Below are 13,559 nucleotides of genomic sequence, written 5' to 3' on the forward strand. Positions count from 1 at the left end.
TCCTGTCATTGATCCACGACACTCGCTCGGCCGCCATCGGGCTTGCCCTCGGCCGCTTCGGGATAGAGAGGCTGCGACACCGAGCATTCGGCACCGACGACCTCCTGCGACGGGTGCCGGCCGAAAATCATCGCCAGGGTGCCGCTGACCGCAATCAACCCGGCGCCGATCATCAGCGACACATCCATCAGCGTGCCCCAGATCAGGCTCGACAGCAGGAACGCCCAGATCAGCCCGGTGTACTCGAACGGCGCCAGCACGGTCGCGGTGGCACGCTGGAAACTGGCGAACAGCAGGAACTGGCCGATGCCGCCCATCAGTCCCGCACCGAGCATGCCCAGCCAGGCGGGAACCGGTGCCGGGGTGTGGGTCCAAGGCAACGCCAGTGCCATGCAGATGACGAACACCACGTTGGTAATCAACATCTGCTCGAGCACCGAGGTCTGCTCATCCACCTGGCGCAACTGGATGTAGGTGAACGCCCAGCACATCGCCGCCAACAGGGTCAGGACAATCGGCAGCGGATCGCCCATGTCGCTGGGGCGACAAGCAATCACCACGCCGATGAATCCGATGATCAGGGTGAACCATTGCCAACCGTTGACGCGCTCCTTGAGAATCGCCGTCGCCAGCACCGTGACCATGATCGGTGCCGAGAAATACAGGGTGGTCATCTCCGCCAGGGTCAGGTCGCGGGCCGCCGTGTAATACAGCAGCCAGGCAGCGATCGACAGCAAGCCGCGCACCACCAGCAGCCGCCGGCTGGACGAACGCCAGGCACGCCGAACCAGTTGCAAACGGCCGAGCAGCAAACAGGCGAGCACCACCACCAGGGCGCGCCAGAACAGGATGGTGAACACCGAATAGTCGGCCACCAGCCACTTGATACCGGCATCCTGCAAGGACAGGAACGCGTAGCCCAATGTGCACAGGCCGATGCCTTGCAAGGAGCGGTCAACCAACGGCGTACTCTTCATCATGCAGACCTGCGAACCGGGGTGCCACGACGCTCGGCGAAGGCGAAAAGCGCCTCGATCAGGAACGTCAGGCACACGTAGACGCCGGCCACCAGCAGCAACGGCTCATACACCTGCAGGGTTTGCGCGCGCACCACGTTGGCCGCGCCCAACAGATCGATCACGGCGATGGTCGAGGCCAGGGCCGTGGATTTGAGCAGCATCACGGTTTCCCCAGCCAACGTCGGCAACAGCAAGCGCAGCGCCCGGGGCAAGCGCACCCGCAGCAGGGCCTGGCGCGGGGTCATGCCGAACGCCGAAGCCGCTTCCATTTCGCCTTTGGGCACCGCCAGCAAGCCACCACGGATCACTTCGCCGACATAGGCCCCCACCGACACCACCAGGGCGAACACGATGTACCAGTAACCATCACGCAAGTATGGCCAGAGGAAACTGCCGCGAATCAATGGAAACTGCGCAAACAGACTGCCCAGGCCGTAGTAGAAAATGTAGATCTGGATCAGCAAGGGGGTGCCGCGGGTCACGCTGGTATAAAACAGGCTGAGCTTGGCGATGACTTTGTTCCTGGAGATCCTGGCCAGCGCTACCAGCACCGCCAGGAAAAAACCGAACACGCTGGCAATCAACAGGATCAAAAGGGTCGTTTGCAGCCCGCGGGCCAACAGCGATGCGTATTCAACTATCCACGTTGGGATCATTTCATTCTCTCTGCCGGTTCAGTCGACAAGAGGCATCCAGCGACGAATGCGTCGCTCGAGCCGTCCCGACAGGTAGTTGGAAGCCAGCGTCACCGCGTAGTACAGCGCCGCAGCCGTGAGGTAGAACAACAGGTAATGACGCGTCGAACCCGCCGCTTGCCGGGCGGTGTACAACAGTTCGTTGGTGCCGACCACGCTGATCAGGGCGCTGTCCTTGATCAGGTTGATCCACAGGTTGGCCATCCCCGCCATCGCATAGGGCGCCATGATCGGCAGCGTGACGCGCCGGAACAAAGCGAAGCCGTGCAGTCCGAAGGCCTTTGCCGCTTCGATCTGGCCGAAAGGAATGGCCTGGATCGCCGCCCGGAAAATCTCCGAGGCGTAGGCGCCCTGCACCAGCCCCAGCACCACGATCGCCGCCAGCGGGCCGCTGACGTTTACCGCGTCGTAACCCAGCGTTGCCATCAGTGCGTTGAGCAGCATTGAGCCGACGTAGTACAGCAACAGGATCAGCAGCAACTCCGGCACCGCGCGAAACAAGGTGGTGTAACCGCGAGCTAACGCGGCAATCGGCCTTGGCCCGCCCAACTTGAGGCAGGCCACCAACAGGCCGATGGCCAGCCCGAGCACGAAGGCCCCGGCGGATATCTGCAGGGTCATCCATAAGCCCCTGAGCAGCGCCGCCCCCCATCCTTGCTCGCTGAAACCGATCAAATCGAACATAGCTGGCATGTTGTTCTCCAGTCAGTGACCTTGAAGGCGCCACTTGCCCCTGTGGGAGCGGGCTTGCTCGCGAAAGCGGTATGCCATTTAGCGATGATGTCGACCGCCACACCGCCTTCGCGAGCAAGCCCGCTCCCACATGGGATCCGTGTACAGATCTGGCTATCAGAACGCCGGCTTCACGCTCGTGCCGAAGTAGCTTTGGGACAGGTCGTCATAATCCTTGCTCGCCAGCAGTTCCTGGATGGCTTTGTCGAGTTTGGCCTTGAGCTCGGTGTCGTCCTTGCGCAGGCCTGCGCCCACGCCCTTGCCGAAGATCGGGTCATACGGCACGGCGCCGAGGTAATCCAGGTTGCTCTTGCTGGCATCCGGTGTCTTGACGAAGGCCGCCATGGCGGTGCCGTCGGCCATCATCAGGTCGAGGCGACCGGCGATCAGGTCGGCGTTGACCGAATCCTGAGTGTCGTAATACTTCACGTCGGCGATTTTTTCGTAGTAGGTCTTCAGGTAGCTGGCGCTGACCGTGGAGTTCTGCACGCCGATGGTCTTGCCCTTGAGGTCGTCCGGGTATTTCTTGACGACAGCGTCCTTCGGTCCGACAACCGCCACCACGGAGTCGTAGTAGGCCTTGCTGAAAGCGATCTGTTTTTCCCGTTCTTCGGTCACCGACATCGAGGAAAAAATCACGTCGATTTTCTTTGCCAGCAACGACGGAATAATCCCGTCCCATGCCACTTCCTTGATCTCGCACTCGGCTTTCATTTCGCTGCACAGCTTGTGGATCAGGTCCACTTCAAAACCTTTCCATTCGCCGTTGGCCTGTTTCTCGGTGTACGGCGGATAGGGTTCGGCGGCGACCGCGAACCTGATCGGTTGTGCCTGCGCCGCGCTCATGCCAGCCAGCATTACAGCGGCCGCGCCGGTCAACCAGTTTGCCAAACGTCGATTTCCCATGGTTTTTGCCCCGTCTTTTGTTGTTTTTAGCGAGTTTGATGAGCGTTGACGAATTGCCGGCAACGCTCGCTGCGTGGGTGTACGAACACGTCGTCCGGCGTACCGGTTTCCTCGATCAGCCCTTGATGCAAAAAGGCGACTTTGGAGGAGACATCGCGGGCGAAGGCCATTTCATGGGTCACCAGGATCATGGTCCGGCCTTCCTCAGCGAGAGAGCGGATCACCCGAAGCACTTCCCCGACCAGTTCCGGGTCGAGTGCCGAGGTGGGTTCATCGAACAGCATGACCTTGGGCCGCATGGCCAGGGCCCGGGCGATGGCCACCCGTTGTTGCTGCCCTCCGGAGAGAAAAGCCGGGTACTCGTTGCGCTTGGCCGCCAGCCCCACCCGTTCAAGCAAGGCTTCGGCGCGCTCGGTCGCCTCGGCCCGGCTTTCGCGCAGGACCTGGGTCGGCGCTTCGATGAGGTTTTCCAGGACCGTGCGATGGGGCCAGAGGTTGAAGTTCTGGAACACCATGCCCAGGCTCGAACGGATGCGCACCAGTTGCTTGGCATCAGACACCAACGGTGCGCCGGGGCGGGTGTGGTTCAAGTGAATGCTTTCGCCATCTACCAGGATGCGTCCCTGGTCCGGGACTTCGAGCATGTTGATGCAGCGCAGCAAGGTGCTTTTGCCGGAGCCACTGGCGCCGATCAGCGAGATCACCTCGCCCTCGCGCGCCGTCAGGGACACGCCCTTGAGCACCTCGATGTTGCCGAAGCGTTTGTGCAGGCCTTCGACTTCGATCATGGTTCGCGCGGTGACCGGTTCGCTGACCGGCCTGCTCGTCACGCCGCTGACCACAGGCCGTGGTCCCTGGGTTTTCAACGCCAGGACAAAATCATGGATACGCTCGCAGGTCCTGGCCAACACCAGGGATTCGGCACGCGCCACCAGGGCGGGATCAGCGATGATCCAACCCATGTGCCAATCGGCCATTGGGTGGGATTTCGCCAGGCTACCCATCACCACACAACGCTCGGCCATGCCCGGCGCTACCGTGAGGCTCAGGTTCTGGTGCTGCAGTGTCAGGTCCTCATGGACTTCATCGATGACCACCCACAGGTCATGGGCAATGGCGAGTCTGGCGATGGCTTGCATTGGTTCGTGCTTGAGCATCGCACTGGCCAGGAAAATTGCCCGGGTACGCGGGGTAATCGCCTTGGCCAGCAGCGCTGCATCAATGGACGCCACCCGCACCAGCGTGGCGCCGCAGGCCTTGAGCGGCGCGTCGCCGGTCGGGTGCATCGGATCGACGACAATCACCTCGTCCCCGGCGGCGAGCAGGCATTTCGACGTGATGAGCAAGGCGTCCTGCGCCCCTGTCAGCGTGATCACGTTTGTGGCGTTGAGTTCACGCCCAAACAGCTTGCCGTAGTGCCCGGCGAGCGCTTCACGTAAAACCGGCCGATCGGTAAGTTCGCTGCCGTGGGGGTCATCAATAGCGGCTACGCCTTGTTCCGGGATCCGCTCAACAAAGGGTGAAAACCGCATGCCAGTGCCTCGTTCAAGATGAAGAAACGCAAGCCCGCAACCAGCCGGGAAAGAAGGTGAAACGAACATAGTTCAAGCTGAACACTCGTTCAACAGAAAACTGATGGTGGTTCGCGTTCAGCGCAAACAGGTCGTTTTTACGACAGTCGCGACGTTTTTACCTATTGCTTGGTAACGTCATGCAGAAGGCAAGCTGACGACTATGCTGCTGTGATGTCCTTTGGTTGGAAAACGCCCAATGCAATCAGCTACATCCACGTGGATGCGACGCCGCCAGCTACTGCTGTTAGGCGTAGTGGTCCTCGGCGGTTGCGTACGACTGGGGCCGGACTTCCAGCCACCCGGCGAAGACTGGGTCGATCACTGGAACACCCCGGCCCTTGAGCATGCCAGCCAACGCGGGGTGTACCCGGACACCCGCCAGTGGTGGCAAATTTTCGCCGACCCGGTGCTCGACCGGTTGATCGCCGAGTCGGATGCGCGCAATACCAGCCTGAAGATCGCTGGTTTGCGCGTGATGGAGGCCCGCGCGCAATTGGGCATCGCGCAAAGCGGGCGATACCCGCAACTGCAGCAGATCAGCGCTGACAGCGTCTACATCAACCGCCATCAGTCCGGCGGAACCAACCCGGTAGACAGCCATTTCTGGCAACACAGCGCCGGATTCGATGTGGGCTGGGAACTGGATTTCTGGGGACGCTTCAGCCGTGCCATCGAAGCCGCCGATGCCAGCTACTTCGCGGCTGAGGCCAACTATGACGACGTACTGGTCCTGGTGCGGGCGCAGGTCGCCGACTCTTATTTCTTCCTGCGCACCACCGAGGCACGCTTGCGCGTCGCCAACGAAAACGCCCGCCAACAGCAGCGTAATTACGAGATCACCGAAAGACTGTTCAACAGCGGCCAGACCGCCGAACTTGACCTGCAACAAGCCAAGACCCAATACCTGGGCACGTTGAGCACCATCCCCGTACTGGAAGATCAGCTGTCTCGCACCCGCAATGCCTTGGCCGTGTTGATCGGCCAGCCACCCGGTGCGCTGCCACTGGTGGTCGACAACAGCGAATTGATCCCGCTGGTCGATCGCGCCGTGTTGCAGGATGTCCCGGCCAATCTGCTGCTGCGCCGGCCCGATGTGCGTGCGGCCGAGCTGAACGTTGCAGCACAGTCGGCGCTGATCGGCGTCGCCGAAACCGATTTCTACCCGGCCCTGACGTTGCTCGGCAGCATCGTCTGGTCGACCGATACCTTGAGCGGAACCTCGCGCAGTCTCGACCTGATCGGCGGCCCGAGCCTGCGCTGGAACGTGTTCGACTACGGCCGCATCAGCAACAACGTGCGCGTGCAGGATGCGCGCTTGCAGCAGTTGATCGAAGCCTATCGCGACAAGGTGCGCCAGGCCGCACGCGAGGCGGATGACGCCGCCAACGGCCTGACCCGCGCCCTGCAACGTGAGCGCATCCTGCGCGATGCGGAAAAAGCCGCGCAACGCTCGCTGGCCTTGGCCAACACGCTCTACCGCGAAGGTTACTCGGATTTCCAACGGGTGCTGGATGCCCAAAGGGCGCTGCTCGAACTGCAGGACAGCTACCTGCTCAGTCGAGGCGATGCGGTGAGCAATGTGATTGCCCTGTACAAGGCCCTGGGCGGCGGTTGGTACAGCGCCCAGCCCAAGGTCGATCGCGCCACGCGCCAGCAGATGGAACAACGCACCGACTGGGGCGACCTGCTCGCCGAGCCCCCCTCGCAGCAGCCCGCCTTCCCTTTGCCCAATCAGGTGAAAGAGCCATGACTGAAGCCGCGCCTTCCCCCCAGCCCGCGCCGCCCGCCGCCGACCCGACGAAAAAAGGCATCAAGTGGGTCTTGCTGCTGATCGTCCTGAGCCTGGCCTGGTACCTGCTGGCTGACCGCTTCACCCCCTATACCCAGCAGGCCCGGGTGGGTGCGTTTGTGATTCCGGTGGCGGCGGAAGTCGCCGGCCGGGTGACACGTGTCAACGTGCGAAATAACCAGGATGTGAAAGCCGGCGAGGTGATTTTCGAGATTGACCCGCAGCCCTACCAGATCGCCGTCGATCGTGCGCGCGCCGACCTTGAATCCACCCGCCGGCAGATCGGCGCCAGCACCGCCGGTATCGCATCGGCGCAAGCCAGTCTGCGCGCGGCGCAGGCCAACGAACTCAAGGCGCGACAGGACAATCAGCGTCTCGAGGGCTTGTACCGCGAAGACCCCGGGACCATTTCCGTGCGCCTGCTGGAGGTGTCCCGCGCCAACCGCGAGGCAGCTGTCAGCCAGGTCGCCGCGGCCCGCGCCGAAGTGCAGCGCGCCCGTGAGCAGGAAGGCGGCAGCGAGGAAGACAACGCACTGTTGCGCAGTGCCGCGACCGCCCTGTCGAAAGCCGAGCTGGACCTTTCCAACACACAGATTCGCGCCCGTTCGGCTGGCTTGATCACCGACCTGCGCACCGATGTCGGCCAATTCGCCGCAGCCGGCAACCCGGTGATGACACTGATCGCGATCCACGATGTGTGGATCAGCGCGGACATGACCGAGAACAACCTGGCGCTGGTCCGGCCCGAAACCCCGGTGTCGATCGCCCTCGACGCACTGCCCGGCGAAGTGTTCCAGGGTCGCGTGCGCAGTATCGGCTACGGCGTCAGTGTGGGTCAGCCGACGGCGCCCGGCAGCCTTCCCACGGTGCAGAACAGCCGTGACTGGCTACGCCCGGCCCAGCGTTTTCCGGTGGTCATCGAGTTTTCCCCCGAGTCACTGACCCTGCTCAAGGACAACCGCGCCATCCGTTCCGGCGGCCAGGCCGAAGTCATGGCCTTCCCTGCCGAAGGCAACGTGCTCAACCCGCTGGGCCGCTTGTTCCTGTGGCTGATGAGCTGGCTGTCGTATGCCTACTGAGCGCTCGCCCAGGGTGCAGCGTGCGCTGCGCCTGGCCTGTGGCACAGCGCTGTGCCTGGCCGCGAGTTTTGGCCTGGGCATGCCGATCCCCTTCCTGGCGCCGGTGCTGGGGGCATTGTTGCTGGTCAGCCTCAATCGCCCGTTGCCGTTCAAGGCCACCCTGGTGCTGGCGCTGACCGCGATGCTGACCACCGGCATCGGCCTGCTGTTGATCCCGCTCCTGCGTTACTACGCCTTCAGCGGCGTGCTGTTGATCGGCCTCGGCCTGCTGATGGTGTTTCGCTTTGGCCAGCGGGGTGGCAATAACCTGGTGGTGACCTTCCTGGTGATCGGCCTGACCATGATCCCGGCGGCCGGGGTCGCCGACTTCGGCCTGGCGGCAACGGTGATCAAGGCGTTGACCAGCGGCTTGCTCCTGGCGGTCCTGGTCGGCAGGGTCAGTCACTGGCTATTCCCGGAACCCGCCAACGCCCCTACGCCCCCGCCCGCCCCGGCAATGTCTGAGACAGACGTCGACCGCGTCGCATTGCGCGCAACCCTGATCGTGATCCCAACCTTCCTGCTGGCACTGATCGACCCCGCCAGCTACCTGCCCATCGTCCTCAAGGCCGTAAGCCTGGGACAGCAGAGTTCCAGCACCAACGCCCGCGATGCCGCCCGCGAGCTGATTGGCTCAACCCTGCTGGGCGGCCTGCTGGCGATTGCGTTCTGGAGCGCACTGACGGTCTTCGTTCACCTGTGGATGTTCTTCCTGTGGATGCTGCTGTTCGCCCTGATCCTGGCCCGCAAGCTTTATGGCTTGAGTGCGGGCCGGTTCAGTCCTGGCTTCTGGCTCAACACCTTGATCACCCTGATTATCCTGCTGGGGCAATCGGTCCAGGACAGCCTGGCGGGCAAGGACGTCTACACCGCCTTTGCGGTGCGCATGGGGTTGTTCATTGCGGTGACGTTGTATGCCTGCCTGATGGTGTATTTGCTGGACCAGCGACAAAAGACCAGTCTTCGGATTTAAACATCCCCTGTAGGAGCGAGCATGCTCGCGATGGAGGCTCAGGCACCGCGGGGTGTCAGATGGCCAGCGTTTTCGTTCACGACCATCGTCGGAACGCCGCCCGGAGCATGCTCGCTCCTACACGGGACGGGTTCACGGATTGACCTGGTAACCCTTCCCCTGCAAGCAACTGGTATACGCCGTCGAGGTGTTCGCTGCATTGGTTTTCTCCTGCGCCCGACGCTCCTGGCGCTGGCGGGAGCCGCCGACCACGGCGCCCGCCGCCGCCGTTTCCTTGGCACGGTTCTGCCGGTAGTCCTGCTTGGTATCGTCATCGACACGATCATAGAACTCGTCATGCTGACGACCGCGCACCTGGGCCCCGGCCGCGCCGGCCGCCGCGCCTACTGCCGCACCCTTGATCCGTCCGCCAGAGGGCGTGGACGTGGTTGAGGTACTACTGGCTGCGATGCTGTTGCATTCGTTGATGTCCAGTTGAGTCTGTTGCGAAGTCTGGCCCTTCAGCGGTACTACCGTCTGGGCCCATCCCTGGGCACTGCAAAATGACAGTGCGACGCACAGGCCGATGGGTGACAACCTTTTCATGATGATCTCCTGATGGGCGTGATTCACCCTGAAACAGTGTAGTTCACCCCTCCTCGCCCACCTCCATGACCAGACGATTATCCACCCAGCGCACCGGCACGGATTCCAGCGTCGCGCCTTGGCACGGCCCATCGATACAGTGCCCGTCTTCAAACCGAAACATCGCACTGTGATGCGCGCACATCAGCACCTGGCCGCGATAGGTGCAGAATTCCTGCGGGCGATAGTCCAGTGGCACGGAAAAATGCGGGCAGCGGTTGATGTACACCCACACCTGCTCGCCCTGGCGCACCGCGACGAGGCCGGCGGGATGCAGTTGCTGATGCTGCGGCAGCCCCAGGGCGCCGCCGTCGGTGATGTCTTCCCGTTGGCACAAGATGATGAGGGTCATGCTCAGCCCCGCCGTTCCGGATTGCCGAGACTCCAGTGCCAGGGACGAATCTGGATGCTCGAAAACAGCCCGGCCTGGACGTAGGGATCGTCCTGGATGAACGATTCCACCTCGGACAGGCTGCCGGCTTCGATCACCAGCAGCGTGCCATTCATCGCCAGGCCCGCGTCATCAAGGGTCGGGCCTCCCAGGCGCACGACCACGCGGTGTGCATCGGTCCCACGCAAATGCGCCTGGTGGCTGGGCCGTAAGCGTTGGCGCAGGGCCAGGGAATCCGGGTGATCGGTGGCGAATACGGCAAAAAACTGGCCCATGATTCACGCCGCCTCCATGACGAATTCGTAACAGGCACGCTTGAACGGCAATGGCATGCCCAACCGTGCGGACAGGTCATCGTGGCTCGTTCGATCTTCGTAGATCACCTGCAACGACTGTTTCACACCGAACACTGCATCGGACGCCAGGTACGGATCATCGTGATTGAACAGGTGGGTCACCAGTTTGCGATATCCCGGCGCCTCGATCATGAAATGCAGGTGCGCCGGCCGCCAAGGGTGCCGATTGGCGGCCTTGAGCATCCGCCCCACCGGGCCATCGGTCGGAATCGGATAACACACCGGGACAATCGTGCGGATCGCAAAGCAGCCGTCGGCGTCGGTGCGATAGCGCCCGCGCAGGTTACCGAACGGCTGTTCTGTGTCCTGGCCCGAATACTTGCCGTTTTCGGCAGTCTGCCAGACGTCCAGCACCGCGCCGTCCAGGGCATTGCCCTGGGTATCGACCACCCGCCCGCGCACCAGCGCCGCCTCGCCCGGGGTGAAGGCCATGTTCTCGCCGAACGCGCGCTCGGGCATGCCTTCGATGTAGAACGGCCCGAACACCGTGGTCTCTGTGGCCGTGGCGCTGTGGCGATGATTGATCGCGTCGACCAACATCGATACGCCGAGGGTGTCCGACAGCAGGATGAATTCCTGGCGCACCTGGCCGTCGCACTTGTGGCCGGTCTCGGTCAGGAAACGTATCCCTTCAAACCACTCTTGCTCGGTCAGTTCAACCTCGCTGACAAACGCATGCAGGTGCCGCACCAGGATCTGCATGATCTGTTTGTAGCGCGCATCGGTTGCATCAGCGAAGCTGTTCACGGCCTGCTCGCAGATCAGTTTTTCCATGGAGTTATCGTGATCGGTCATTGTTTTTATTCCGACATGTGCTGATAGCACGGTTGATCAGGCTGGCGCCTGGCCCAGCATGGCGCGGGTCAGCAGCGCTTCGATCGGGCCTTGTTCGAACGGCCGTGGATTGTAATACGGGCTGGCACAGGCGATTTGCGCCGCTTCGGCCGGACCGCTGGGCGGCAGGCCAATATCAGCCAGTGCCAATGGAATGCCCAGTTTCTGGTTGAGCGCATACAACAAGGCGCCTACCTCACTGGCGTCGCGACCACCCAGGGCTCGGGCGGCACGTTGCAAGGGTTCGGCGGCGGCCTCGCGGTTGTAATGCGCGGCATGGGGCAGGACGATGGCGTGGGCTTGGGCGTGGGGCAGATTGAATGTGCCGCCCAGGGTGTGGCAGAGCTTGTGGTGCAAGGCCATACCGACCGAGCCCAGGCAGATGCCCGCCATCCAGGCACCATACAACGCCTGGCTGCGAGCATCGGGATCGTTCGGGTCCTTGACCACCCCCGGCAATGCCTGCGCCAGCGAGCGGATCGACTCTTCGGCCATGAAACCGATGATCGGGTTGGCGTCCTCGGCGTACAGCGCTTCCACTGCGTGGGCCATGGCGTTCATGCCCGAACAGGCGGAGATCTGCGCCGGCAGGGTCAGGGTCAATTGCGGATCATAGATCACGGTTTTCGGCAGCACCCGTGGGTCGCGTCCGGTTTTCTTCAGGCGGTTTTCGGTCAGGCCGTAGATCGGCGTCATCTCCGAACCGGCGTAGGTGGTCGGCACCGCCACAATCGGCAGCCCCGAATCCATGGCGATCGCCTTGCCCAGGCCAATGGTCGAGCCACCGCCGATGGCCACGCAGCAATCGGCATCCAGGCGCGCCGCCTCGATGCGCGCCGCTTGCGCCACTTCCAGCGGCACATGCATCACCGCGTGCGGGTACACACCCGCGGCACGTTCACCGAGCAACGCCGCAACGCGTTCGCCGAGCCCGTGCTGTTCCGGCGTGGTGAGGATCAGCGCCCGTCGGGCGCCCAGGCGCTCGATTTCTTCAGCCAGTGCCGAGAGCTTGCCCCAGCCGAACACCACGCGGGTCGGCAGGCTTTGGTAGACAAAAGGATTCATGGCCGACCTCAGCGTTTGAAGTGTGGGGGGATTTTCGCGTCGACGTTGACCCACACCGAGCGCGCTTCGGTGTAGTCGTGGATCGCTTCAAAGCCCATTTCCCGGCCATAACCGGACTGCCCTACGCCGCCGAACGGACTGCCGGGGCTGACGCGCTTGTAGCAGTTGATCCAGCACATGCCCGCGTGGATCGCGTCGGCCATTTTATGCGCGCGGCTGAGGTTTTGCGTCCACAGGCCACTGCCCAGCCCGTACTCGGTGCTGTTGGCAATGGCCAGCGCTTCTTCGTCGGTGCTGAAACGCACCACCGTGACGAAGGGACCGAAGACCTCTTCCTGGCAGACACGGTCACCCGGCTTGGCTTCGACCACTGTGGGTTCGACATAGAAACCCTTGGCCAAGGCCTGGTCGTCCGGCGCCTTGCCACCGGCGAGGATCTTGCCGCCCTGCTCGATGGCGATATCGATGTAGGCCAGAACCCGGTCGCGGTGCAGGGCCGAGGTCAGCGGGCCCATCTCGGTGTCGGGGTTCATCGGGTCACCGAGGCGAATCGACTTGGCCAGGGCGATGAAGCGCTCCAGGAATGCATCAGCGATGTCTTCATGCAGAATCAACCGCGAACCGGCGATACAGGCCTGGCCCTGGTTATGGAAGATCGCCCAGGCAGCGCCGTTGACCGCAGCTTCCAGATTGGCGTCTTCAAATACAATGTTCGCACCCTTGCCACCCAGTTCCAGTTGAATGCGCTTGAGGTTGCCCTGCGACGCTTCGACAATCCGCCGACCGGTCGCGGTTGAGCCGGTAAAGGCAATCTTGCCGACGTCGAGGTGCTCGGCCAGCGCCTGGCCCGCGGTATGGCCGTAACCCGGCACCACGTTGACCACGCCTTTGGGAAATCCGACTTCGGTCATCAGCTCGACAATGCGCAAGGTCGACAGCGGCGTGATTTCCGAGGGCTTGATGACGATGGTGTTGCCCGCCGCCAGTGCCGGGCCCATCTTCCAGCTGGTGAACATCAGCGGAAAGTTCCAGGGCACGATCTGCCCGACCACGCCGATTGGCTTGCGCTGCACGTAATTGAGGAACCCGGCTTCCACCGGAATCACCGCGCCTTCGATCTTGTCGGCCATGCCGCCAAAATAGCGGAAGCACGCCGCGGTGCGCGGCACATCGAGGCCACGGGAATCGCGGATCGGGTGCCCGGTGTTCAAGGACTCCAGCTGCGCCAGCTCTTCACTGCAGGCCTCGATCCGGTCCGCCAGTTTGAGCAACAGGCGCCCACGCTCGGCGGCACCCAGGGCCGACCAGGCCGGGAAAGCACGTTTGGCGGCGGCCACCGCGAGGTCGATGTCGGCGGCCTCGGCGGCGGCGATGCGGGTGATCAACGAGCCGTCATGGGGCGACACGACATCGATGGTGCCGCCGGCGACCGCATCGACGAAGCGGCCATCGATATAGAGCTGATTTTGCATAATGGTTTCCT

At 62.8% G+C, this 13,559-nt stretch carries 14 protein-coding genes and 1 pseudogene; 3 read left to right on the plus strand and 12 right to left on the minus strand.

Annotated features, from left to right (window positions below; genetic code table 11):
• Positions 1 to 5 precede the first annotated feature (5 nt).
• The 6 genes and pseudogenes from AC1Q8Q_RS21855 to AC1Q8Q_RS21880 form a co-directional block, all read right to left on the minus strand.
• Positions 6 to 980 carry a DMT family transporter gene (locus AC1Q8Q_RS21855; protein ID WP_404821801.1) on the minus strand — a complete coding sequence of 325 codons (975 nt, stop codon included), beginning with the start codon at positions 978 to 980 and terminating at the stop codon, positions 6 to 8.
• Positions 977 to 1,675 carry an ABC transporter permease subunit gene (locus AC1Q8Q_RS21860; RefSeq protein WP_033042791.1) on the minus strand — a complete coding sequence of 233 codons (699 nt, stop codon included), beginning with the start codon at positions 1,673 to 1,675 and terminating at the stop codon, positions 977 to 979. The genes AC1Q8Q_RS21855 and AC1Q8Q_RS21860 overlap by 4 nt, the downstream gene beginning before the upstream one ends.
• 18 nt (positions 1,676 to 1,693) lie before the next feature.
• Positions 1,694 to 2,407 (minus strand): ABC transporter permease, encoded by a 714-nt coding sequence (locus AC1Q8Q_RS21865; protein WP_033042789.1) that lies wholly within the window; start codon positions 2,405 to 2,407, stop codon positions 1,694 to 1,696.
• 156 nt (positions 2,408 to 2,563) lie between these two features.
• Positions 2,564 to 3,352: a transporter substrate-binding domain-containing protein gene (locus AC1Q8Q_RS21870; protein ID WP_033042786.1), complete on the minus strand. Its 789-nt coding sequence runs from the start codon at positions 3,350 to 3,352 to the stop codon at positions 2,564 to 2,566.
• Between the two features lie 26 nt (positions 3,353 to 3,378).
• A complete protein-coding gene (locus AC1Q8Q_RS21875) occupies positions 3,379 to 4,140 on the minus strand; it encodes an ABC transporter ATP-binding protein (protein WP_256874111.1) in 762 nt (253 codons plus the stop codon).
• A 60-nt stretch (positions 4,141 to 4,200) separates the two neighbouring features.
• Positions 4,201 to 4,953, minus strand: a pseudogene (locus tag AC1Q8Q_RS21880) (aminotransferase class I/II-fold pyridoxal phosphate-dependent enzyme); the annotation flags it as partial.
• A 169-nt stretch (positions 4,954 to 5,122) separates the two neighbouring features.
• On the opposite strand from AC1Q8Q_RS21880, the gene AC1Q8Q_RS21885 reads away from it, so the two are divergent.
• The 3 genes from AC1Q8Q_RS21885 to AC1Q8Q_RS21895 are packed head-to-tail and all read left to right on the plus strand — an operon-like array spanning position 5,123 to position 8,806.
• A complete protein-coding gene (locus AC1Q8Q_RS21885) occupies positions 5,123 to 6,676 on the plus strand; it encodes an efflux transporter outer membrane subunit (RefSeq protein ID WP_492615484.1) in 1,554 nt (517 codons plus the stop codon).
• Positions 6,673 to 7,794 carry an HlyD family secretion protein gene (locus AC1Q8Q_RS21890; RefSeq protein WP_492615485.1) on the plus strand — a complete coding sequence of 374 codons (1,122 nt, stop codon included), beginning with the start codon at positions 6,673 to 6,675 and terminating at the stop codon, positions 7,792 to 7,794. Before AC1Q8Q_RS21885 ends, AC1Q8Q_RS21890 begins: the two co-directional genes overlap by 4 nt.
• A complete protein-coding gene (locus AC1Q8Q_RS21895) occupies positions 7,784 to 8,806 on the plus strand; it encodes a DUF2955 domain-containing protein (protein ID WP_492615486.1) in 1,023 nt (340 codons plus the stop codon). The genes AC1Q8Q_RS21890 and AC1Q8Q_RS21895 overlap by 11 nt, the downstream gene beginning before the upstream one ends.
• Positions 8,807 to 8,938: 132 nt before the next feature.
• Here AC1Q8Q_RS21895 and AC1Q8Q_RS21900 read toward each other — a convergent pair whose 3' ends face one another.
• The 6 genes from AC1Q8Q_RS21900 to AC1Q8Q_RS21925 are packed head-to-tail and all read right to left on the minus strand — an operon-like array spanning position 8,939 to position 13,548.
• On the minus strand, positions 8,939 to 9,391 hold the full coding sequence (locus tag AC1Q8Q_RS21900) for a hypothetical protein (RefSeq protein WP_492615487.1): 453 nt from the start codon (positions 9,389 to 9,391) through the stop codon (positions 8,939 to 8,941).
• 43 nt (positions 9,392 to 9,434) lie between these two features.
• On the minus strand, positions 9,435 to 9,782 hold the full coding sequence (locus AC1Q8Q_RS21905; protein ID WP_020799501.1) for a Rieske (2Fe-2S) protein: 348 nt from the start codon (positions 9,780 to 9,782) through the stop codon (positions 9,435 to 9,437).
• Between the two features lie 2 nt (positions 9,783 to 9,784).
• Positions 9,785 to 10,096 carry a YciI family protein gene (locus tag AC1Q8Q_RS21910; protein WP_020799500.1) on the minus strand — a complete coding sequence of 104 codons (312 nt, stop codon included), beginning with the start codon at positions 10,094 to 10,096 and terminating at the stop codon, positions 9,785 to 9,787.
• A gap of 3 nt (positions 10,097 to 10,099) precedes the next feature.
• The gene (locus AC1Q8Q_RS21915; protein ID WP_492615488.1) at positions 10,100 to 10,972 is read right to left on the minus strand and encodes a dioxygenase family protein; all 873 of its coding nucleotides are present in this window, start codon (positions 10,970 to 10,972) and stop codon (positions 10,100 to 10,102) included.
• A 36-nt stretch (positions 10,973 to 11,008) separates the two neighbouring features.
• The gene (locus AC1Q8Q_RS21920) at positions 11,009 to 12,076 is read right to left on the minus strand and encodes a maleylacetate reductase (protein WP_492615489.1); all 1,068 of its coding nucleotides are present in this window, start codon (positions 12,074 to 12,076) and stop codon (positions 11,009 to 11,011) included.
• Between the two features lie 8 nt (positions 12,077 to 12,084).
• A complete protein-coding gene (locus tag AC1Q8Q_RS21925) occupies positions 12,085 to 13,548 on the minus strand; it encodes an aldehyde dehydrogenase family protein (protein ID WP_168758160.1) in 1,464 nt (487 codons plus the stop codon).
• Positions 13,549 to 13,559: the final 11 nt, after the last annotated feature.

Source organism: Pseudomonas sp. GW823-FHT06B06 (assembly GCF_058795195.1).